Origin of the sequence: Flavobacterium sp. MMLR14_040 (assembly GCF_033657265.1) — a bacterium.
Taxonomy (GTDB): Bacteria; Bacteroidota; Bacteroidia; order Flavobacteriales; family Flavobacteriaceae; genus Flavobacterium.
In genome coordinates this window covers 25,319-47,020 of sequence record NZ_JAWVWO010000029.1, presented here as the reverse complement: position 1 = coordinate 47,020, position 21,702 = coordinate 25,319, and the positions used below count along the sequence as shown (strand labels likewise).

At 32.5% G+C, this 21,702-nt stretch carries 21 protein-coding genes; 9 read left to right on the top strand and 12 right to left on the bottom strand.

The window, feature by feature from the left end; all coding sequences use genetic code 11:
* The 6 genes from SD960_RS22550 to hsdR form a co-directional block, all read right to left on the bottom strand.
* Positions 1-2,457, bottom strand: coding sequence for an McrB family protein (locus tag SD960_RS22550; protein WP_318806114.1), 2,457 nt, complete (start codon positions 2,455-2,457; stop codon positions 1-3).
* Between the two features lie 12 nt (positions 2,458-2,469).
* Positions 2,470-3,273, bottom strand: coding sequence for a hypothetical protein (locus SD960_RS22545; RefSeq protein WP_318806113.1), 804 nt, complete (start codon positions 3,271-3,273; stop codon positions 2,470-2,472).
* Positions 3,254-4,816: an AAA family ATPase gene (locus SD960_RS22540; RefSeq protein WP_318806112.1), complete on the bottom strand. Its 1,563-nt coding sequence runs from the start codon at positions 4,814-4,816 to the stop codon at positions 3,254-3,256. The genes SD960_RS22545 and SD960_RS22540 overlap by 20 nt, the downstream gene beginning before the upstream one ends.
* Entirely contained in the window at positions 4,813-6,141 is a 1,329-nt protein-coding gene (locus tag SD960_RS22535; protein WP_318806111.1) for a restriction endonuclease subunit S, read from the bottom strand. The genes SD960_RS22540 and SD960_RS22535 overlap by 4 nt, the downstream gene beginning before the upstream one ends.
* Positions 6,141-7,601 carry an N-6 DNA methylase gene (locus SD960_RS22530; RefSeq protein ID WP_318806109.1) on the bottom strand — a complete coding sequence of 487 codons (1,461 nt, stop codon included), beginning with the start codon at positions 7,599-7,601 and terminating at the stop codon, positions 6,141-6,143. The genes SD960_RS22535 and SD960_RS22530 overlap by 1 nt, the downstream gene beginning before the upstream one ends.
* Before the next feature lie 82 nt (positions 7,602-7,683).
* Entirely contained in the window at positions 7,684-10,902 is a 3,219-nt protein-coding gene (gene hsdR, locus SD960_RS22525) for a type I restriction-modification system endonuclease (protein ID WP_318806108.1), read from the bottom strand.
* A gap of 278 nt (positions 10,903-11,180) precedes the next feature.
* On the opposite strand from hsdR, the gene SD960_RS22520 reads away from it, so the two are divergent.
* Together SD960_RS22520 and SD960_RS22515 are read left to right on the top strand one after the other, a co-directional pair.
* Complete coding sequence (locus tag SD960_RS22520; protein ID WP_318806107.1) at positions 11,181-11,717, top strand: DUF6934 family protein; 537 nt, start codon at positions 11,181-11,183, stop codon at positions 11,715-11,717.
* Between the two features lie 55 nt (positions 11,718-11,772).
* Positions 11,773-11,940: a hypothetical protein gene (locus SD960_RS22515; RefSeq protein WP_158549424.1), complete on the top strand. Its 168-nt coding sequence runs from the start codon at positions 11,773-11,775 to the stop codon at positions 11,938-11,940.
* 153 nt (positions 11,941-12,093) lie between these two features.
* Here the strand turns inward: SD960_RS22515 and SD960_RS22510 are convergent, their stop codons facing one another.
* From SD960_RS22510 to SD960_RS22485, 6 genes are all read right to left on the bottom strand, one after another.
* Complete coding sequence (locus SD960_RS22510) at positions 12,094-12,318, bottom strand: hypothetical protein (protein ID WP_318806105.1); 225 nt, start codon at positions 12,316-12,318, stop codon at positions 12,094-12,096.
* A 266-nt stretch (positions 12,319-12,584) separates the two neighbouring features.
* The gene (locus SD960_RS22505) at positions 12,585-13,397 is read right to left on the bottom strand and encodes an SDR family NAD(P)-dependent oxidoreductase (RefSeq protein WP_318806104.1); all 813 of its coding nucleotides are present in this window, start codon (positions 13,395-13,397) and stop codon (positions 12,585-12,587) included.
* Positions 13,398-13,603: 206 nt separating this feature from the next.
* Positions 13,604-14,191 (bottom strand): TetR/AcrR family transcriptional regulator, encoded by a 588-nt coding sequence (locus SD960_RS22500; protein WP_318806103.1) that lies wholly within the window; start codon positions 14,189-14,191, stop codon positions 13,604-13,606.
* 378 nt (positions 14,192-14,569) lie between these two features.
* Complete coding sequence (locus SD960_RS22495) at positions 14,570-15,019, bottom strand: PaaI family thioesterase (protein ID WP_318806101.1); 450 nt, start codon at positions 15,017-15,019, stop codon at positions 14,570-14,572.
* Positions 15,020-15,097: 78 nt separating this feature from the next.
* Complete coding sequence (locus tag SD960_RS22490; protein WP_318806100.1) at positions 15,098-15,688, bottom strand: TetR/AcrR family transcriptional regulator; 591 nt, start codon at positions 15,686-15,688, stop codon at positions 15,098-15,100.
* A 74-nt stretch (positions 15,689-15,762) separates the two neighbouring features.
* On the bottom strand, positions 15,763-16,107 hold the full coding sequence (locus SD960_RS22485; protein WP_318806099.1) for a helix-turn-helix domain-containing protein: 345 nt from the start codon (positions 16,105-16,107) through the stop codon (positions 15,763-15,765).
* Positions 16,108-16,496: 389 nt separating this feature from the next.
* Here SD960_RS22485 and SD960_RS22480 point away from each other — a divergent pair, with 389 nt between their 5' ends.
* The 7 genes from SD960_RS22480 (at position 16,497) to SD960_RS22450 (ending at position 21,552) form a co-directional block, all read left to right on the top strand.
* Positions 16,497-17,240, top strand: coding sequence for an SDR family oxidoreductase (locus tag SD960_RS22480; RefSeq protein ID WP_318806098.1), 744 nt, complete (start codon positions 16,497-16,499; stop codon positions 17,238-17,240).
* A gap of 285 nt (positions 17,241-17,525) precedes the next feature.
* Positions 17,526-18,092, top strand: a complete 567-nt coding sequence (locus tag SD960_RS22475; protein WP_318806097.1) for a Crp/Fnr family transcriptional regulator — start codon at positions 17,526-17,528, stop codon at positions 18,090-18,092.
* A gap of 388 nt (positions 18,093-18,480) precedes the next feature.
* Entirely contained in the window at positions 18,481-19,035 is a 555-nt protein-coding gene (locus SD960_RS22470; protein WP_318806096.1) for a YceI family protein, read from the top strand.
* Positions 19,036-19,039: 4 nt separating this feature from the next.
* Positions 19,040-19,258: a tautomerase family protein gene (locus SD960_RS22465; RefSeq protein ID WP_042564553.1), complete on the top strand. Its 219-nt coding sequence runs from the start codon at positions 19,040-19,042 to the stop codon at positions 19,256-19,258.
* A gap of 5 nt (positions 19,259-19,263) precedes the next feature.
* Positions 19,264-19,998: an SDR family oxidoreductase gene (locus SD960_RS22460; protein ID WP_318806094.1), complete on the top strand. Its 735-nt coding sequence runs from the start codon at positions 19,264-19,266 to the stop codon at positions 19,996-19,998.
* 1 nt (position 19,999) lies between these two features.
* On the top strand, positions 20,000-20,449 hold the full coding sequence (locus SD960_RS22455) for a nuclear transport factor 2 family protein (protein ID WP_318806093.1): 450 nt from the start codon (positions 20,000-20,002) through the stop codon (positions 20,447-20,449).
* A 17-nt stretch (positions 20,450-20,466) separates the two neighbouring features.
* Positions 20,467-21,552 carry a nitronate monooxygenase gene (locus SD960_RS22450; protein WP_318806092.1) on the top strand — a complete coding sequence of 362 codons (1,086 nt, stop codon included), beginning with the start codon at positions 20,467-20,469 and terminating at the stop codon, positions 21,550-21,552.
* Positions 21,553-21,702: the final 150 nt, after the last annotated feature.

The window sequence follows — 21,702 nt, the reverse complement described above, 5'->3', positions numbered from 1 at the left end:
TTAAATTAATAAAGTTTCTATAGCAGATTTAAAATCAATTTCGTTGAAAGGAATTAATTCGTATGATTTAATTATGTCAATATCATTTTTAGTCTCAAAATCTGCAAATATTGATATATCCTTGTTTTTTGAAATTTCTTTTTCTCGTACAAATCCTTTTCCTAAGACCAAACCTATTTTGCCGCAATCATTATAGAAATACTCTTGTAGTAGAGGAATAATCTCATTTTTAAAAGAATTTTCAAAATTTTGTTTTATAAAATAAGAATGACCTAAAGTGTAATTGCGATCTAACAATAACTCAACACGTTGATTAATCTTTTCCATTATTAAAACTCGATCATGAAAGTTCTCATTTTCAAGTATCTCTGGATTAGGCATCATTTCTACAAAACAAAAACGTCTTCTTAAAGCTGTATCTAAAGCTTCTACACTTCTATCAGCAGTATTCATGGTTCCAATTATATATAGATTTGGCGGTACTCCAAATTCATCTTGGCTATATGGTAAAATTAAATCACTAATTTCATTTTTATTGCCTAATCTTTTATCTTCTTCAATTAGAGTAATCAGTTCGCCAAAAATTCCAGAAACATTACATCTATTTATTTCATCTAAAAAGAGTACATGGATGTGATTTTCAGAAATGGCCTTATCAAATCCTTTTTTTCTATCTTCTTTGGTTTTATCAAGACAGTCTTTTAGGTTTATAAAACCAGCTTTTTGCACGGCTTTTTCGCAAGCATTATAAAATATGCCCTTTCTAACTTCGTATGAAACAGATTTCTCCTTTTCTTCATCATTTTCATTACTATCATTAGTTAAAACAGGTTTTATACCTTCAATAAAATCTTCATAAGATAAACTTTGATGACATGTCGTAAAGGTGTAATCTTTACTTTTTATTTGATCATCATTTTTAAAATTATTATAAGCATCAATTAATGGAGTATAAATTTCTTCAAAAAGCTTCCTGTTATCTAGTCGCCATAGAGAATTAAGTTCTTTGTAGAATACTTTTTCACCAATTCTTTTTGCAAGTTTTACATTTTCGCAATTATCAACAGTATGATTTTGTAAGCTACTCCATAATCTTGTGTTTAAGCGTTTAACATTACTTGAACCTAACTTCGAAATGATTAATGGATTTGTTGCTATTTCAGGAACTGTAATGTTTTCTTTATCATATAAAACTAATGCAATAACTTCCCACCATGTATAATTTTTTACAAAAGAAGTATAATCTTTACTAGTTTTAAATGTTTCATTCAAATTCCACTTTTCAATGATTTGCTGCAATTCAAACGTTTTTCCAGTTCCTGGAGGACCATAAAGAATTTGGTTTTTTGGAATGCCAATCATTTTGTTAGGTAAGTTTTTATTTTCTATTGAATTGTCTTCTTTTTTAGGTTGTTCATCACTCCATATTGCTTGTATGTTATCTTTTTTTGTAACCTCTTTGATAGTTTGCATATATCCTCCAAAATTAACTTCAAAAGGATTAAAATCTTCCTCCCACTGAACTTCTAAATTCTGACCATCCTTGAAGTTTTTTATTATGATTCCTCTTGCTTTAATTAACATAACAGCTTTTGTCTTTTCACGAACAAATGCTAATTTAATAGCAATGCTGCTTCCAACTGGGACAGCATTAACTTCATTGTTGAATTTGTCAGAATATCCGTTAGACCAAATGCTTTCTTTTACAAACCGTTCTGTTTGGTCTTGTGGATTTTCTGTGTCCAAAAAAGCGCCAACAAGAAAATACTTTTCGCTATTTTTATATTCGCAAAAAAAAGCATCGTAAAAACTTCTTAATCCTATTTGTTTGTAGGTAATTGTGGCTGGCAAATTATTTACTGCATTAGAGAAATATTCTAATACATTATCTTTCATTCTTGCGCCTTTTCCTTTTTTATCTAAGTTGTCAATAAATTCTTTTTTTATTGAATTTGCAATAAAATTATTATCGAAAAGATGAAGTTTATTATCCTCATAAATTAATTGAATATCTTCCGAATTTTCGATAACATCTTCTTTTTTGATAATTCTGATTGTTCTGAATAATTCAGGATTTTTATAAATTTGAGAATTAGATAAATCTCTTAAAGGAATATCTTTTAACATCTCCAATTTAAAAAAAGCTTTACTTCGGGCTGATCTAGAAGTTAGAACGGCTAAAGCTTTCGTTAACTTTAAAAATTTTAGTGTAATTAATTGAGAAACATTAATTCCTAAATCAGGATTTATAACATCAAAAATCAAAGATTCCTTATCATTTTTAATTCCCCATTCTTTGGCTTGCCAAAATTGTACTTTATCGCCACCAATCATATACACATAATCGCCAAGTTGAAGTTCTCCAAACCATGACGATTCTTTTGGTGCAGTATAATACCCTTCTTTTAACTGTACGATATCAAACTTTTGTGAAATTTTACCGAAAAATATATTCATTTTTTTATTTTATTAAACAGGGAAATTCTCATTTATCATTGCTGAAAACTGGCTTTTATAGCTTCTTAATTCAGTCATGAAATTCATTGCTTCGTCAATCATATTTTGAGGTAACGTGCTAGAGGCGATTTGATTTGACATCCAATATGAATTTTTTGTGTTTTGATAATGTTGGAGTCTCATTTCATATAGATCGCTTATTCCTTTTTCACCCCTTCTATTAAGACCCAATGCCTTTATTGTTTTTTTTCCTCTATGATTTTTGTCCTTACCTATTGCCTCCGCTTCTTTGAATCCAATTAAGTATTTTGGGTTTTCCTCTATGGGATTAACAAAAAAAGGCTTTTCTTTAATTAGATAAGTTGCATAATGATGATTATGTGCTCTAAATTCAGGTCTTCTGATAGGAAAGTAATTTTTTTTCTGTCGCTGATTGCAAATTTGGCATGAAAAAAGTAAGTTAGTAAAATCGTATGCTAACCAATAATAGCCAGGGCCTTGCTCTCCTTTTTTATCATTTTGAATCCAATATTTTTTTGGGCGAAAATGTTCAATATCACCATGAGAAATTGAAGAAACGTTACTTTCGCAAAAAGCGCACTTACCATACTGACTGGAGCGAAGCCGATTCTTTATGTTAGAATGACCATAAATCTCTGTTTTAATATCCCATTTTCTAATCCTATCATTATAATCTGCCGTAAAAGAATCATATAATGTGTTGTTTGAATCTGTTTCAATAGTTATTTTATTCCCACCAGTATTATTCAAAACTGCTGGACAAACACCTCTTTTTTTACTTTTTATTTGTATCATCTTGATTTTTAATAAAATGATTCATTAACTGCATTACTTTTATTTCAGTTTTTGTCTCGCCAGTTGGAAGGACACCAAAATCATTTTCAAATTCGGCTAATCTAATTTCATCTTCTTTTTCAAAAGGATACTTATTTAGAATTTCTTCTTTCAATTTCATATAATTGTCCAAAGATCTTGGTCTTGCACTATCTAAGCCAAAATATTCACTAACTAAAACCTGATCAAGCCTCCAATTGTGAATTTTATGTTCGTTTTTATCAACGACAACTGAACCATTTTTTTTCTTAAACAGAAATAAATCAGACTCTTCAGCAGATTGAACAATTAGTGGACTGTGAGTCGAAACTATTATTTGACTGTTTTCATTTGGAACATCAAATTTTTTTAATAAATAAGCATAATCCCTTTGCCATTGAGGGTTTAGATGTGTATCTGGTTCATCTAATAAATAAAGAGTATTTGATCTTCCTGTGATTAGTAATAATCCCATCACAGTAAGCAACTGTTGCTCACCTTCACTTAATTCAGAAAAATCATGTTGAATGGAAGATCCATTTTTATTGAGTGATGATCCGATTTTATAAATAATGCCTATACTATGCGCTGCTTCCAGTACATCAAATATTTTTAAAACAGATCCAAAATTTTCAAGTAAAGTCACTGCTAATTCATCAAAATCGAGCTTGTCAAATATGATAAATTCATCTATTTTTTTTTCTTTTACTTCATCAGGATCACGATACATCGTAGGTGCTGCTTTTACAATTTGGTTATCATACAGAATTCTTACAAATTGTTCTACTTCTCCATTTAAGTTCCAAAGAGGCTCATAGTTGTATCCATTAGACTCTAAATCTTCAACTCCACTCTGTTTTTTGTAAGTATAAAAAGTGGGATTACAAAGTGTTATATAAACAGAGCTTTCTTTTTCTATTCCAGAAAATTCAGAAAAAAGTTCCCCGATATGATTTTTGTAATCAGGTAATTCTTTAATAATCCATAACACAAAAAATAGAATTTCCCCATAGTTTTCTTCAACGTAAAAAAGCCTTCCTAGAACTGGAGATTCACTTAATTTAGGAATTCTTTTTAAATTGTAATCTCTTTTTTCCTTATGTCGTTCAAAAAGTTTTTTTATACGTTTATTCTCTCCTGAATAGTATACAATTATATTTTCAGGAAAGTATCCCTTCGATTTATTTATTTTAAATGTATTAAAAGATATATTTGCTTTGGCTTTTTCTGGTTCAGTTATATGAATTGTTAATGATTCATTTTTAGCAATTAATTCTATTTCATTGCCTTCACTTATATATGTTATTTCGAAATCAAAGAAATATCTATCTGTTTTTATAGTTAATTGTTCCTCATTCTCAGCAAGATCTATTTGCCTCATAATTGAAGTTATTACTTCTAAAAGATTTGATTTCCCTAATCCATTTTGACCAACTAAAAGACTAATTAATGGCCCATCTTTAAAATTGAACCATTGATTTTCTAAGTTTTTATATTTTGAAACCCAAAGTTTTTTGATCTTCATTTCGATTTCTTTTTAACTTCCAATTTTAACTTTTTAATTTCATTTAATAGTTCAGTAGCATTTCCGTCACTATCCAACCGTTCCGTCAACTCTCCTTTAAATGCCTTATGCAACAAAGCTTGTGGTAAAGTATCTATTTTTTGTTTTAATGATTTGTATTTTTGTTCGATAGCATCTGCTTTGGCAAATAAACTTTCAGCTCTGTTAACAATTTCTCTTTGCTTTTCTAAAGAAGGAACTGGAATTTGAGTTGCTTTGATTTTTTTTAGTACTATTCTTTTTATTGCGGTTCCAGTCATTTCTCCAATTAGTTCACTAAAACCAACATTAGATTGAAAGTAGTATTTCAAATATTCCGGCAATAATTTTTCTTTATATGTCTTAATTAAACAAACGCTAGATAATAAACTAAAAGGTTCATTCAACTCATTTAATGTAATATTACCAGTATTAGCACCGTCTTTTGTTAATAATACATCTCCTAATTCAGGAGTACATCTGGGATAAATAGAATTATGAAATTCAAAATCAACATATCTAACGTTGTCTAATTTCATATAATTATTGCGAATGTTTTTAGATGTAATATATGGAAATGTATTTTCTAATTGACTTTCATATGTGATTTTTGGGGAATGATGCGCACCATCTTGAATTTTAAGACATAAATCTTTTAATTCACTTTTTTTGAAGTTTTGATTAAATTCTTTATCAAGCACTTGGTGACGGAAATTCTTAAGCAATATAGGAATAGCTTTCATACTGGTTTTTATTAATTCCAGTTGGGAAAATAAGGAGTCTAACTTAGCTACAATTCTGTTTTGTTCTGATAATGGAGGAAGAGGAACGGGAAAGTTTTTTATATCAATAATATTGAAGCCAGGCTGGGCAGTTCTATGGCTATGGCTCCACATTAATTTAAAAAAATCAGGAGACAGAAAATAATATAATATCCATTTACTAGAAGTTAAATTTTTATTTATAGAAACTTTACCAACAGATGATGTTGTATTAGCTTTCTTTATATGACTAGGAACTATACAACACTTTCCTATTGTAGCACCTGTTTTTGCTATAAGAATATCTCCAGGTAATAATTCACTTTTAAGATTTTTGTTGTGAACTTCCTCAGAAATGTATACTAATTTTTCCTCTTTGAAAAAACCCCAATCTAAATCGCTAACTCTAATATATGGAATTCCCGAATCTTTATAGTCGGAAGGTTTTATCTGTCCATGATCTCCATCACCTATCGCATAATATTTTTCTTCTCCAAGTTTTTCCAATTGAACTATAGTCCAATTTTTTGGCAATTGCTTTTCCATTACTTCAATTCTTTAATCATAGCATTCAATTGCTCTGTGATACTTTGCAATTCTAATAATGCTGCTTTAGCAATATCAATAGGTTCGTCTAAATCGTTAGAATTAGTCAAAGAGCTATTAGCAATTATACCTAAATCTAAACTGTATTTCTTTTTTTCTATTTCTGCGCGCGAGATACAATTCCAGCGTTCATCTTTAATAGTTTTCCGTTTTGCATCGGAAACTAAACCATCATACTCTTTTTCTACTTTATTAAATGGTATTCCACCAGTGTAAGCATACACAAAATCCTCAAAAGCTTTTTCACTAAATGGGGTACGCTTTCCGTAGCTTGGTGCATTGGTACGCATATCATAAAACCAAACATTTTTAGTGTTGTTGGTTTCGGTTTTTTCTCTGGTAAAAAATAAGACGTTGGTTTTTACACCAGCCGCATAAAAAATACCAGTTGGCAAACGCAAAATTGTATGCAAATTACATTTATCCATCAAATCGCGACGAATTTTTTGCCCGTCACCGTCTTCAAATAAAACGTTATCAGGTAAGACTACTGCTGCTCTTGCTTTACCGTCTTTCTTTAAGCTACGGTAAATGTGCTGCAAAAAGTTTAATTGTTTGTTGCTGGTCGGGAACGTAAAATCGTCACGTGTTGGGCGTTCACCACCTTGTTTGGTTCCAAATGGAGGATTAGCCAAAACGCCGTCAAAATCTTTTAAGCCTTTACCAAATTCAGTTAATGTATCAGCTAGATGTATGGTACTTTCCATTCCGTGCAAGCGAGCATTCATCAAAGCCAATCTATGCGCATCAGGAACTAATTCTACACCAGAAAAAGCTTTAGTTGTTTGAAAAAGTCTGTCCTTTTCTGATAAATGAAAATAACTATCGGTTTTACTTCGTAAATAGTGATCAGCAGAAATCATAAAACCAAAAGTTCCTGCAGCAGGATCAGTCCATCGTTCTCCTAATTTAGGCACCATTAAATCTACCATTGTATTAATCAATGGGCGAGGAGTGAAGTATTGTCCGGCACCGCTTTTCTTTTCACCTGCATTTTTCTCTAATAAACTTTCGTAAATGTCTCCCATGACATCGCGATCATCTTCTTCATACCAATCTAACTTGTCGATGGCAGTGATAAGAGAACGAAAGTTTACAGGTTTACGTAAACTTGTAGATGCATTGCTGTAAATTTCTTTTATACTTTGACTTTCGGTTTTATTACTTACTGTTGCTAAAAATTCACGGTAGCGACCAAAAGCTTCGTTGTTATCATGTTCTTTTACAAAATATTGCCATTTATATTCTTCTGGAATTTTATCATCAAAACCTTTTACTTCACTTAATTTTAAAAAAAGAATATAGGTCAACTCATTTAAATATTCGTGATAGGTTACACCATCATCACGTAATACATTACAAAGATTCCAGAGTTTATTGGCTATTTCTTGTGCGCTCATTGTTTATTTATTTCGAGGAGATTCCTCATATTATTTATTATGGTATTTTTGTTTTTTTCTATTAGAAAGAGAATAACTTGTTTTAGGCAGTATATAAATTTTCATTTAAAATAACTAAGAGATTTTCTAAATCATTTTCAAATATTATGTTCAATCGTGTAAAACCTCCTTCATTACTAAAAGGTTTTGTATCTAAATCTTCTTTGGTAAGTACAGTTTCTACTAGTAATTGTTTTTCAAAACGATTTAGCCATTTTTCTTGAATAGCGTTCCAAGTACGACTTTTTTTTATTTTATTAATGGCATTTTTGATACGGTCTTCATGACTGATTAAATCTGTATCTAATGCCAAAGTTCTAATGAAAGATATAATATCTGCTGCTAAATCTTCATTTTTTACAGTTCTCCATGCTGTAGAAAGAGCAATTTCATTATAACCTTTTTGATCCAACAATAATTTTAGTTCTTTTAAGGATTTTCTATCAAGTTCTTCTGGTTTTGTACAAATAGTTTTTAAAGCTAATATTTGATTTTGGTTCTCTTCTATAAATTTTTTGAATCCTTGAATATAGTCTTCAGGTTTTTGAACTTTTCCATAACCCCGTTCTATTCCGGTAACTTCATCTAAATGTTCTGAAACTAATTGCATTTTAGGTTGGTATATTTTTTTATCCAGAAAATTCCAAAGGCTGGCATAATTGACTAATACTTTTTTAATATTATTGTTATCAATTTCTAGTAGATTTTGAATAAATTTTTCAGGTGAATCACCTTTTGCTAAATACATGAAGTGCTCAAGTTGGCCTTGATTAATTTGTTTCTTTTTGCGTTGTAACTTAGCTACAATTTGTTCCAATTGTTTTTTAGCACGTTCAGGAGTATCAATATATTCTAATTCTTCAATCAATTTTTGAAAGGATATAGAAGGATTTGAAACTGTTTTCATTTGAGTATAATCTTCTAAGGCTTCATAAACTCTAACAGCATCATAAATTTTAAAAAATTGTTTGTCAATCTCAGGACATAATCTTGTTGCTCTGCCTAACATTTGTTCAAAAAGAATACGAGAACGTACTCTACGAATAAATACTAAATTTACTATTTGAGGAACATCAATTCCAGTAGTCAATAAATCTACAGTAACTACAATGTTTGGAAATTTTTCATTTTTAAAACGTTTTGTTAAGTTTTCTACTTCGTAAACTTTACCTGTAAGCTTTTGTATTGAATCTTGAGGAACTTCAACACCTATAGCCTCAAATTCTTCAAAAAGTAATTGTATAATTAAATCGGCATGGCTATCACGAACAGCAAAAATTAATGTTTTTTCATCACCCTCAGGATCTAATCTTTGGACTAAATCTTTAATTACGGCACGATTAAAGGATTCAGTAATTACTAATTTATTGAATTGCTCAATTTCTATGTGTAATTCATCCTCTAACTCTGCTAGCTCTTCTATTTCGTTAGTTTCGGAATTTAATATTTTAGGTTTTTCTCCTTTTTCCCATAATATTCCTTCTTCACTTAATTTTGTTTTAATAATATATGGTGGTTCATGATCTGTTAGAAATCCGTCAATTACTGCTTCGCGATAAGAATAATTATGTACTGGTTTTCCAAAAATTTCGGTTGTATGTAGCGCAGGTGTTGCTGTTAAACCCACAATGTAAGCATTAAAATATTCGATTACTCTTTTATACTGTCCAACATAATCATTTTCATCTTTAAAGATTAAATCTTCTTCATTGATTTCTTTGTCTAAGTTATACCCTCGGTGAGCTTCATCAATAATAATACAGTCATAAGTATCTATTGGTAAAATCTCATTGTCAGAGTAAAAAAGTCGCTTTACCATACTTTGAACGGTAGCAAAATGCAAACGGGTATCAGCTTCAGGAATAACATTTTTCATTTCCTCCATTTTGTAGATATTGGAAAAAGTATTAATATCTTCGACTTTATTATCCTTAAAGTTACCTAAAGCCTGAAGAGCTAATAATCTACGATCAGTTAAAAATAGAATTCGCTTAAAACGATCGGATTTAATCATTCTGTAAACAAAGCCTATAGTTGTTCTCGTTTTACCAGTTCCAGTTGCCATTACTAACAGCGAGCGCTTATCGTCAGGATTATTAATAATCTTATCTTCAACCGCTTTTATTGCATCAATTTGATAATAGCGTAATCCTAATCCATTAGGATTTTGTAAATAATCATAATCACTTTCCTCTAATCGAATGTTTGCTTTTTCGACATCGCGTGAAAATTGCTCAACAATTCCTTCTGGTGAAAACCATCCTCTTAAAGGATATGCTCTATTACGTTCCTTTCTTGCATCTAAAAACCAAATTCCACTTCTGGTCTTTAGTTGCTCAATATAAGTTCTTCCATTTGTAGAAAATAAAAACGGAACTTTAAATGAATTCCATTCTCCTAATGTTTTGAAGTTTGAAGAAATATCTAAACATTCTGCATATACTTTTGATTGATGCAAATCAGTTGAAATATCGGTTGAGTATTTTTTAGCTTCGACAATTCCATACAATTCTGTTCCAACAAAAAGAGCATAATCTGCCCATTTGCCATTACAAGGCCATTCTGCAATGGCTTTATTTTTACCTTTTTCAGGAAGTGTTTTGTTGTTTTTATAATTAATTGTAATAGAATCACATTCCCAGCCAGCACTAGATAATTGTTTATCAATTAATAATAATCTGGTATCTGCTTCATCAAGATTTATATTATTAGCGTTTTTATCTGATTTTTGTTTTCGCTTTGATATAATATTTGTTGAAGCATTTAAGGATTCAATTTTAGATTGATAATTAGTAACTTCTTTTGAAAGTTTACTTAATTCACTATTAAGTGTTTCAATTGTTTTTTCATGATCATTTTCAGGAATTATATAATCATCTGTTTCTAAAAAAGTATTTTCATAAGTTTCATAAAACCATCGAGATATTTGATAACATTTTTCCAGAACAAATAAAGCTTCTCTATCTGAACTATTTCCATCATGAGTTGCTCTATTTCCTGATTTTCTAATAGCATGTAGTAAATCTTTTATTACTTCTGGAATATAATTGCCATAAAATAATTGATTAATACGTTCTACCTGATTTCCATCAAAGAAACCTAAATCTTCAAATTGCCAAATTAGAATTGCCATTTTTTCCGAAAACAAACGCGATTTGGCTAAAGATGAATTTGGATCAACATAGTATAACTTTTCTGATAATTCACTAATTGTGAATAGTTCAGGATAGTTACTTTGTAAAAATGAAAATTTTGATGTCATCTATGTTTATCTAGTTTTTGGATTCAGTTAGGTATTGATTTTATTACTTAGAAAGATATAAATACTAGGAATATACAAACATACTGAAAAGCTTTAAAATTAAGGTACGGAAAACGATATTCGTAAAATTTATTTCTAACAAGAATAATGAAAATTAAAAAAGAGACAACGAGTATTTATACGGTTTTTTATCAAAATTACAATCTATGAGCAGCATTATTTAATTAGCCACAAACAAAACTGTAAGAAAATTTTAATATTTTAGCATAAAAAAACACTTGAACAACATCGATATTTACGAAACCAATTTATCAATAGAAAGTACTATTGTTCAATATCTTTTTGAGAGTAAAGGCGAAAAAAAGCTCATTAAAGCCGTTCAGTATTCGGGGTTTAAAACGCAAACGGGTTTGATTATGTATAATCTGGGTTTTGGCGATTATGATTTTGAAACCAAAAGTATTTCTGATAGCCAAAGCAGTAATAACGGCGATATGCGAACGGTGTTTAATACGGTTTTAAATACAGTACCAAAGTTTTTTCAGGACAATCCGGGATTTCCTATTTATGTGCAGGGCAGTGACAGTTCAGACTTGTTTGAAGAAGAATGCCGAATTTCGTGTTTTAAAAACTGCAATGAAGCTTGCAAAAACAGAAACCGAAGAATAAGAATCTATACGTATTTTGTCAATAAACACTTTAAAGTACTATCAAAAGAGTATCTGTTTTTTGGATATGACGAACAAAAAGAGGCTTTTGTAGAGTATGTTCCGCAAAATAATTACATCGCGGTACTGGTTTATAAAAAAAATTAGATAATTTTGTATAATAATTGACGTTTGTATTAATAATCAATTAAATAGTAGAGTGATGGAAAATAAAAAAGTCGATAAAGTCACAAAAATCATTTCTATGTCAACTGCCACCAAGAAAAAGATTTCGAAAGTAGCAGACGAGATAAAAGGGAGAGATTTGTTTACAGATAAAATTGAACTGGCTAAAAAAACGTTACAGAATTTAAAATCATTACCGATTTAGATTTCTGTTTCTTATAAAAATAAAAAAACGAGATTATTTCTTTTCAGAGATAGTCTCGTTTTTATTTTATTTAACCTAGTTTACAAAGCTATTTATATTTAATCGCGCGAAGTCGCGAAGTCTCAAAGAAAATTAAGCTTTGTTTCTTGGTTACTATAGGTAGGTGTCTTCACTTGGACTTTCGTTTTGTCCATTAGAATTTCCGTCGTTTTCAGCACAACTTAGGTTTGATGAGGAAGTTTCAGGCAAATCATCCCAATGTCCCCAATCTCCTTTATAGGCTTTTCGATAGGTAAAATCATTATCATAAGCTACACAAATCTCGCTGTGTAATGAATTTACTTTATGAATTTCGTTGTTTTTTATTGACTTTTCCATGATCGTTTGTTTTAGATAGGTCAAAAGTACAGCAGTAGTTGCCTTTAGACTTATATATAAACCCGGAATAGTTATGTAATTCACATGTTGTTAGTGATTTATCGATAAATATTACTAAATTTAAGTTTCTACTATAGATTTTAAGATATTAAATTCGATTGAAAAGTATTTACTTCAAAATGTAGCCCATAAAAAAACAAGACCATTTCCCCAAAAAGAAGAAACAATCTTGTTTTTCAAACTTAAAAAAAAATCAGAAATATAAATTATCCGTGCGCAGCAACAGAAACATCAGCCCATTCTTCCCAGGTTGCGAGTTTTTGTGCATAAACTTGTTTGGCCAATGGCAGCGCCACTTTTCCTAAAAATAAACGTAAAGGTGGGTTTTCAGCATCAACCAATTTAAGGATGGCAGGTACAGTAAATTCAGTTCTACCGAAAGTATCAGGGTCATGTCCTTCTGCAATGGCTTTTCTCATTCCTTCATAATCATCAATGATTTCGCTGTTGAATCCGTTACCCCAAATATCAGTAAAGTAACCGTTTGGTTCTACCAAAGTAACATTGATTCCGAATTGTTTTACCTCGTGAGCCAAAGTTTCAGTAAGACCTTCAACGGCAAATTTAGAAGCGTTGTAAAGACCTAAATTTGGTAAAGCTGCGATTCCTAAAATAGAAGAAACCTGAATAATATGTCCGCTTTTTTGGTTTCTCATAATCGGTAAAACTGCTTGTGTTAACCAAAGAGTTCCGAAGAAATTAGTTTCAAATTGTGCTCTTGCTTCTTTTTCGCTTGCTTCTTCTACAGCACCGTTTAAAGCATAACCTGCATTGTTAATCAGGATATCAATTTTTCCGAAATGCTGTTTTACTTTTTCTACTACTGCAATCGATTCTTCGCGATTGTTTACATCTAATTTAAGCGGTAAAATGGCATCGCCATATTTTGCTTTTAAATCGTTTAATGTATCAATATTTCTGGCTGTTGCAGCTACCTGATATCCTTTTTCTAAAAATGCTTCTGTCCAGGCTTTTCCAAATCCTTTTGATGCTCCTGAAAGTAAAATTGTTTTTGACATGTTTTCTAATTATTAATTGTTAATGGTAAATTGTAAATGTTGTTTAATTGTTTCTTTTTTGCCACAGATTAAAAGATTTTAATGATTCTTAATTGGGCTGTTTTATATGTATTCTAATATTCTCTGAATAATCTTTTTAATCCTTTAATCTGTGGCAAAAAATATTTATAATTGACCGTTCGGTCATTTTTTTGATAAAAAAAAAGTTAATTACTTTTTTCTTCAATCATTTCCTTTAGTGTTCTGATAATCACTTTCATTTTATCGTTGCTTCCGGACGTTCTAGAAATTAGGTTTCCACCTTCGAGCATGGCAAAAATTATTGTTGCAAAGTCTGCGGCATTCCAATATGGTTTAAACTCGCCGTTGGCAATTCCTTTATTGATGCTATTTTCTAATATTTGCTGAGTAAATTTAATTCCCCCGTTTACTTTTTCTTTTACAATTGGGTTGGTGTCATCAGCTTCCATTCCAAAATTCAATAGCGGACAACCACCCGTAATTGGTGGATTTAGTGGGTTATCAAAAAAATCAATATAAATGAATAATTCTTCTTTTGCCGTTTTAGCTTTGCTGATCGCGGCCAGGATTTTATCTCCCAAAACCTTCATATTATGATCAACTGCGGCACAGGCCAAAACTTCTTTGTTTTCAAAATGAACATACATGCTTCCCTTTGAGAGTTTGGTAGCCTCCATAATATCGCTCATAGCTGTTGCTGCAATCCCTTTTACATTAAAAATAGGGGCGGCTTTTTCTATGATAAATTGTCTGGTTTCTTCTCCTTTTGACATGGTTCAATCATTTTAACACTGCAAATATATGACCGATTGGTCATAAAAACAAATTTATTATGATTTATTTGTGAGTTGGAACGCGGATGACACGGATGTAGGAGGATTTTCGCTTTGTGAAAGGGAACGCGGATGACACGGATTTAGACGGATTTACGCTGATTTTTTTTGAGGAGGTATTAAATTTTATCCATAAATTATACAGATCTAAATTATAAAATCTGTTCAAATCAGTCTCATCTGCATTCCATAATTCAACGTCTATTCAACCGCTGATTTTTTCTGAAAAAGTTTAGCTTTATCACAGATTGTAATAATTAAACTGCGTAAATCCGTATAAATCCGTGTCATCCGCGTTCCATAATTCAACGCAATCTATTAAAGCGTCTTTTTAACGACATTGGTTTTGAATAAATTAGAGTAGGCGCGGGCAATTAATCGGGTTTGTGCTTCGTTCCAGATTTCGCATTGTACGTTTACAAATTGTCGGCCTTTTTTTATGATTAATGTTTTGGCCAAAATCGTATCGCCCACATGAGCCGGAGCAAAATAATCTACGTTTAAGTTTATAGTCGTGTAGAAGTTTTCTTCATCCAAAGAAAATAAAGTCGCACCAATACAATCATCTGCAATCGCAGCTGTTACACCTCCGTGTAATGATTTTATTGGGTTCGACATTTCTTCTCTCACCACATATTTAAAAGTTACGGTTCCTTCTTCGGCAACCACTACTATAGGTTTCATCCAAAGCATAAAAGGCGACGGTGAAGCTGTAAATTCTCTGTCCAAGTGATCTTGTAATACTTGTAATCTTGTTTTTCTTTCCATTTTTTTTTTTTTTTTTTGAGTTATGGGTTATGAGTTAAGAGTTATGGTTTGACGCTTAACTTCAAACGCTTAACTTAACTATTCCAAGTCGTTAATTATCTTATTTAGTGAAATCATAATTGTTGGTAGATTGTTAAAATTCCCGGTTACTTTTGCAATCATAATGGCGCCCTCGATAATGGCGATAAATGCTAAGGCAATTTGTTCCGGATTAATTTCTTTGGCTTTAAATTCGCCGGCAAGAATGCCTTGCTCAATAAAGTATATGAGTTTTTCTTTCCACCAAAGAAGAACTCTTTCCACATTTTTTTTAAGAATCGGGTGCGTATCATCAGCCTCGGTAGCAGTATTCAAAATCGGGCAGCCGCCACTGGTAACTTTTAAATCATGATAATTCGAATACAAACGCGGATAAACTAAAAGTTTGTCTTTGAAAGTGTTTTGCTTGTCAATTTCAGCGGCAAAAGTGTCCTGAAGCTTTTTGATATTGTATTTAAAAGCAGCAATTGCCACTTCATCCTTATTTTCAAAATTACCGTAAATACTGCCTTTTGTAAGTCCTGTAGCATCTGTAATATCGCTCATAGAAGTACCGCTATATCCTTTTGTGTTAAAAATTGGTGCAGTTTTTTCAATAATAAATTGTTTTGTTCTTTCGGCTTTACTCATAATTGTATTATTTTGAGAATACAAATATATACCAATCGGTATAATTTTAAAGCCGTTTTTAAAAGAAATAGATTTTAAACTCTTTCTCTTTGATTTTTAATATGTTCCCGATGCGAAATTCCCCAATTAATCATTTCCGTTATAATCGGGCCAAAAGATTGACAGTATTCGGTTGATTCATAAAGTATAGGAATCTTTGCATCGCGATCTTCGGTTCTTTTTACGAGATTATTCAATTCCATATCTTTCAGTTCTTTCGAAAGCATGCGCGACGTAATCCCCGGAATGCTTTGCAGGATTTCTGTAAATCGCGTATTCCCATTACAGATAGAATTGATGATGGGCAGTTTCCATTTTCCACCCAAAACATATATAGTATCCTGAAGTGCCTGAAACTCTTCTTTCTGATTTCTAGCCATGCTGTTTATTTTTCAGACTAAGGTATAAAAACATTTTAATTTATTTTTTCACCATATAAGTGATATAAGTAAATATAAGAGCAAGAACTAAATAAAACCTTTTAAATTTATTTCAATATTAAAATTCATCAGTTATATCAAGTATAGCTATGTTTGTTAATACAAGTGAAACGCCTTTTTTTGAGTTCAATAATTCTATGTTTCTATGTGTTAAAAATAACTATGCACAACAGTTTAAACTTATATCACTTTTAAAATTCACCAAACTATTTAAATGAACTTATATAACTTATATGGTAAAAAACAATTCCAGTATACTCCATGATACCACTAAAAAAGCAATAGGTTTTCAGATCTAACTTTGTCCCGTTAATTTAAAAACATTAAAAATGGACAATTTAAAAAATAAAGTTGCCGTAATTACAGGCGGAAATAGCGGAATAGGTTACGCAACAGCAAAACAATTAAAAGAACAAGGCGCAACGGTTATCATTACCGGAAGAAGAAAAGAAGCTATCGAAACTGCAGCTTTAGAATTAGGCGTAACAGCTATTGTTGCCGATCAGTCGAATGTTGGAGATACCGAAAATTTAGTTGCAAAAGTAAAACAAGATTTTGGGCAGGTTGATATTTTATTTATCAATGCCGGAATTACGACCAAAGGAACTATTGAAGAAGCTACAGAGGAATTATTTGACAGTGTTATGGACATTAATTTTAAAGGCGCGTATTTTACCCTGAGCAGATTTATTCCTATTATGAAGGATGGGGCATCGGTTGTATTTCTTTCTTCAAATACAGCAAGTATGAGTTATGCGGGAACTTCAGTTTATTCTTCAAGTAAAGCGGCTCTGAATTCTGTAGTGAAAATTGCAGCTTTAGAATTGGCTCCAAGAAAAATCAGAGTAAACTCCGTTAGTCCAGGTCCGACAGAAACTGAAATAATGAAAAAAATGGGATTAGACGAAGCAGCAGTTACTACTTTAATGAGTGCTATTGTAGACACGATTCCCCTAAAACAAATGGGAACCTCAGAAGATGTCGCCAAAATGGTTTCGCACCTAAGCAGCGACGCCTCAAAATTCATCACCGGCGCCGATTTTATTATGGATGGGGGGATGGTATTAGCTTAATTTAAGGCTCAGAAGTTCATAGCGACAAAGGTTCATAGGTTTTGCTTTTTGGAATTTAAAAAATTTGGAATTTGATTTTCATTTGAAGCTATTCCTGCTGTCCTTCCAAATCTTTTGTGCCGAACCCCGGCACAAAAGGATTTTCCCTCCCATCAGGGCTAGGGCACTTATTTTCATAAGAAATAATTAAATTCAAACCTTTGTTCCTATGAACCTCTGTCTCTTTGAACCTTCCTCAAAAAAACCTTTGTACCTTTGTTCCTCTGAACCTTTGTACCTTTTTCCATGAAACAACTCCTAAAAGACCACATCACCAAAACCGTTTCATTAACAGATGAACAGTTCGATTATTTCTTTTCGCATTTTAAACCACAGTCTTTTAAAAAGGGACAAACTATTATTAGTGCGGGAGATAAAGTTGATTGTGAGTATTTTGTAATTTCAGGTTGCTTGAAGGCGTTTTTTATTAATGACGAAATCAAAATGTATATACTGCAGTTTGCAATGCCAACCTGGTGGACATCGGATTACGCTGCTTTATACAATCAAACAAAAGCAACCATAAATATTCACTGCATTTCTGATGTTGAATTGCTATGTCTTTCCAATGCCGACCGCGAAAAACTTTGTGCCGAATTTCATCAAATCGAACACTTTTTCCGTTGGCGAACCAACAAAGGGTATGTTGCTTCTCAAAAACGCCTTTTATCTTTTATGAATAACAATGTCAAAACACGTTACGAAGAACTTTTGGCATTATATCCTCAGCTTTATAATTTAGTTCCCAAACATTTAATTGCTGCTTACCTTGGTGTTTCGAGAGAAACTTTAAGCCGGCTTAATAATTCCTGATTTTTTTAGCCACAGATTTCACAGATTAAAATGATTTTTTCTCACGCAGATTTGCATCCAGTTTGTCATCCTGACGGATGAAGGATCACACTCGTAACTCTACAAAGATTGACGATATAGCGTATGGAGCTTCTAGTGTAATCGTTCCTGCGTCAGGATGACAAAAAACGCTTAATCGGCAAAATCTGCGTGAAACAAAAAACTTTGCACCTTAGCGTCTTTGCGAGATTAAAAACAAAAACAGCAAATAAAAAATCCGCTAAATCTTCAAAATCTGCGTGAAACAAACTCCACATATTTCACCCCAAAATCCGAATGTGATCTACATCACGTAACCAATTTTATTAACCGCCGTTCCTTTGTACTGTACTTTTAAATACACATAACAATGGAAACAACAAATTTTATAATCGTAAGCGCAAACAGCCAAATCGATTGGACCGGAAGAAAAGTAACCGGCGCACATAATGGTACAATTGGTATCAAAGAAGGTAATTTTATCGTGAATAACGGAAAAATTAATGGTGGAAATATTACCATCAATACATCTACAATAAAAATTCTGGACGTTACAGATCCAGACACAAATGCTCAATTTGCAGGACATCTGGCTTCGGATGATTTTTTCTCTATCGAAAAATTTCCAACTGCATCTTTTGATATTCTTTCTGTAAAAGAAATTTCAAACAACACTTATTATCTCGAAGGAAATCTGATCATAAAAGACATTTCTCATGTTGTTGGTTTTGAGGTATCTGTAGAGAATAACCAAAATCAAATTAAACTTTCAGGGAAACTGGTAATTGACCGTACCAAATACGATATCAGATTCCGTTCTGGAAATTTCTTTACAGATTTGGGAGACACATTAATCTACAACGACTTTGACTTAGATTTTAATATTACTGCCGAAGCCGCTCTTTCAGAACAATCTAACAACTAAAGCCATGCCATACGTAAAAATAGAATTGACCCGCGAAGGTGTAACCCGCGAGCAAAAACAGGAATTAATTAGCGGAATCACCAATCTGATTACCGATGTATTGAACAAAGATCCGCATTTAACACATGTGGTGATTCAGGAAATCGAACTGGACGATTGGGGTTACGCAGGCGAACAAGTATCAGTATTAAGAGAAAAAGGCATTACAGCCGATAAAAAATAAAGATCATGAAAAAACAAACTATAATCGTTACCGGAGCAGCTTCTGGTATAGGAAAAGGAATCGCTAAATATTTTTTGGACAGAGGCGATAATGTTGTCATCAATTCTGTAACGCCAAGTGCATTAGAAAGCGCTTACAACGAATTTGGTGGAGGTGATAATCTGGCCATGTTTGCCGGAGATGTGAGCAAAAAACAAACTGGAGAACAATTGGTAAAAATTGCCCTTGAAAAATTTGGTTCTGTAGATGTATTGGTCAACAATGCCGGAATCTTCGACAGCAAACCATTTCTTGAAGTTGATGAAGCGTATTTGGATAAATTTCTAACCACAAATTTAAAAGGAACTTATTTTACAACACAATCTGCCATTGCACAAATGCTAAAACAAAAAGACGGTGTTGTAATCAATATCGGAACTCCGTTGGTAAACCACGGATTAGGCGGATGGCCGGCCAGCGCTCCCGTAGCAAGTAAAGGTGCAATTCATGCTTTAACAATTCAGTTAGCAGCCGAATTCGGAAAACAAAATATTCGTGTCAATACAGTGGCGCCTGGCGTTATCCGAACACCAATGCACGGCGACAAAGCCGATCAGAACGCAGGTTTACATTTGCTAAACAGAGTAGGGGAAATTGATGACGTTGCCGAAATGGTATACACCGTTGCCAAAAGCAGCTTTATTACCGGATCGATCATTAATGTTGATGGTGGAAAAGGCGCCGGACACAATTTAAACTAAAATGAAAACTTTTTTATTAATCGCTTTTATGCTCTGGAATTTACAGGGCATAAAAGCACAAAATAAGATTACAATGGAAAATCAGGAAGATGTTGCAGCAATTAAAAATGCGATAGAAAATAATTATTTTAAAGGCATTTATGAAGGAGATATAAGGATTTTAGGAAGTATTTTTTATCCCGGAACATTGGTTTACGGAGATGTAAAAGGTCAGCCTTATTTCAAGACCGTAGATTTATATCTTGACGGCGTAAAAAACAGACAAAGTCCGAAGGATTCCGGAAAGCCTTATAAAGGAGAAATCTTGGATATTCGGGTTGTAAATTCAATTGCAATAGCCGAAATTAATCTAAAAATGTACGATTTTAATTATCGGGATTTTTTATCTTTCCATAAGATTAACGGAAAATGGCTTATTGTCAATAAAATGCTGACTGACTTAAGTCAATAATTTTAAACGAAAAAGCAATGTGGAATCATACAAGAATAACAGAATTATTGGGTATTGATTATCCAATTATGCAGGGACCGTTTGGTGGAAATTTATCTTCGGTCGAATTGACGGCAGCGGTATCAAACGCTGGCGGATTGGGCGGATATGGCGCTTATACCATGAGTCCACAGGAGATTTTTGAAGTTGATAAACAAATAAAAGCGGCAACCAATAAACCGTATAATATCAATCTTTGGGTTTCAGATCACGATATTCCGCAAGGTGGTTTAACAGATGATAAATTTGCTAAAGTCATCAAACAATATCAACCTTATTTTGATGAACTTGGAATTCCGTTACCGGAAAAACCGGCGCCGTTTCAATCCAGATTCGAAAATCAATTAGACGTTATTTTAGACATTCGCCCCAAAGTATTCAGCTTTATGTTTGGTGTTCCTTCGGCCGATGTTTTAGAAGAATGCCGCAAAAAGGGAATTGTTACAGTTGGTGCCGCAACAACTCTGGATGAAGCTATATTTCTGGAAGCTGCAGGAGTTGATATGATTATTGCTTCGGGTTTTGAAGCTGGCGGGCACAGACCTTCTTTCTTGGCTTCTGCCGAATCATCCTTAACCGGAACTTTTGTTTTAGTGCAATTAATGAAAGAAAAAATAAAAACACCCATTATCGCCGCCGGCGGAATCGCAAACGGAAAAGGTGTTGCAGCAGCTTTGGCATTAGGTGCAGACGCAGCCCAAATAGGAACCGCATTTCTTGCTACCGATGAATCGAATGCATTACCGATTCACAGAGAAATGCTATTTTCCGAAGCATCAAAAAACACCACATTATCGCGTGCCTATACCGGCAGACTCGGACGTGGCATAACTAGCAAAATTGCAAAAGACCTAATTGGTAACGAAGAAAATATTCTGCCATTTCCGCTACAAACCACTTTAATTTCGCCATTGCGAAAAGCAGCGCTCGATCAGCAAAAATGGGATATGATTTTATTTTGGGGCGGACAAATCGCTCCCATTTTAAAACATAAAAAAGCAAAAGATTTAATGCATTCGCTGATCGAAGAAACAACAAGTTATTTCAATGAGCTCAAAGTTTAATTAACGGAATCTGATTAAGAAGGGACTGCCAGAAGGTGGTCTTTTTTATTCTTGCAAGTTAGCACCAAAAAAACGACAGGTTTTAAAAACCTGTCGGGTTTAGAACACGAAATAACCACATTTTTGTCATTCTAACGAAGAGTCTCAAGA

Bases quoted from the DNA above. Each gene is read 5' to 3' on its own strand.
- SD960_RS22550 (WP_318806114.1), bottom strand. From the start codon at position 2,457: ATGAATATATTTTTCGGTAAAATTTCACAAAAGTTTGATATCGTACAG.
- SD960_RS22545 (WP_318806113.1), bottom strand. From the start codon at position 3,273: ATGATACAAATAAAAAGTAAAAAAAGAGGTGTTTGTCCAGCAGTTTTG.
- SD960_RS22540 (WP_318806112.1), bottom strand. From the start codon at position 4,816: ATGAAGATCAAAAAACTTTGGGTTTCAAAATATAAAAACTTAGAAAAT.
- SD960_RS22535 (WP_318806111.1), bottom strand. From the start codon at position 6,141: ATGGAAAAGCAATTGCCAAAAAATTGGACTATAGTTCAATTGGAAAAA.
- SD960_RS22530 (WP_318806109.1), bottom strand. From the start codon at position 7,601: ATGAGCGCACAAGAAATAGCCAATAAACTCTGGAATCTTTGTAATGTA.
- hsdR (WP_318806108.1), bottom strand. From the start codon at position 10,902: ATGACATCAAAATTTTCATTTTTACAAAGTAACTATCCTGAACTATTC.
- SD960_RS22515 (WP_158549424.1), top strand. From the start codon at position 11,773: ATGGAAAATAAAAAAGTCGATAAAGTCACAAAAATCATTTCTATGTCA.
- SD960_RS22510 (WP_318806105.1), bottom strand. From the start codon at position 12,318: ATGGAAAAGTCAATAAAAAACAACGAAATTCATAAAGTAAATTCATTA.
- SD960_RS22505 (WP_318806104.1), bottom strand. From the start codon at position 13,397: ATGTCAAAAACAATTTTACTTTCAGGAGCATCAAAAGGATTTGGAAAA.
- SD960_RS22500 (WP_318806103.1), bottom strand. From the start codon at position 14,191: ATGTCAAAAGGAGAAGAAACCAGACAATTTATCATAGAAAAAGCCGCC.
- SD960_RS22495 (WP_318806101.1), bottom strand. From the start codon at position 15,019: ATGGAAAGAAAAACAAGATTACAAGTATTACAAGATCACTTGGACAGA.
- SD960_RS22490 (WP_318806100.1), bottom strand. From the start codon at position 15,688: ATGAGTAAAGCCGAAAGAACAAAACAATTTATTATTGAAAAAACTGCA.
- SD960_RS22485 (WP_318806099.1), bottom strand. From the start codon at position 16,107: ATGGCTAGAAATCAGAAAGAAGAGTTTCAGGCACTTCAGGATACTATA.
- SD960_RS22480 (WP_318806098.1), top strand. From the start codon at position 16,497: ATGGACAATTTAAAAAATAAAGTTGCCGTAATTACAGGCGGAAATAGC.
- SD960_RS22475 (WP_318806097.1), top strand. From the start codon at position 17,526: ATGAAACAACTCCTAAAAGACCACATCACCAAAACCGTTTCATTAACA.
- SD960_RS22470 (WP_318806096.1), top strand. From the start codon at position 18,481: ATGGAAACAACAAATTTTATAATCGTAAGCGCAAACAGCCAAATCGAT.
- SD960_RS22465 (WP_042564553.1), top strand. From the start codon at position 19,040: ATGCCATACGTAAAAATAGAATTGACCCGCGAAGGTGTAACCCGCGAG.
- SD960_RS22460 (WP_318806094.1), top strand. From the start codon at position 19,264: ATGAAAAAACAAACTATAATCGTTACCGGAGCAGCTTCTGGTATAGGA.
- SD960_RS22455 (WP_318806093.1), top strand. From the start codon at position 20,000: ATGAAAACTTTTTTATTAATCGCTTTTATGCTCTGGAATTTACAGGGC.
- SD960_RS22450 (WP_318806092.1), top strand. From the start codon at position 20,467: ATGTGGAATCATACAAGAATAACAGAATTATTGGGTATTGATTATCCA.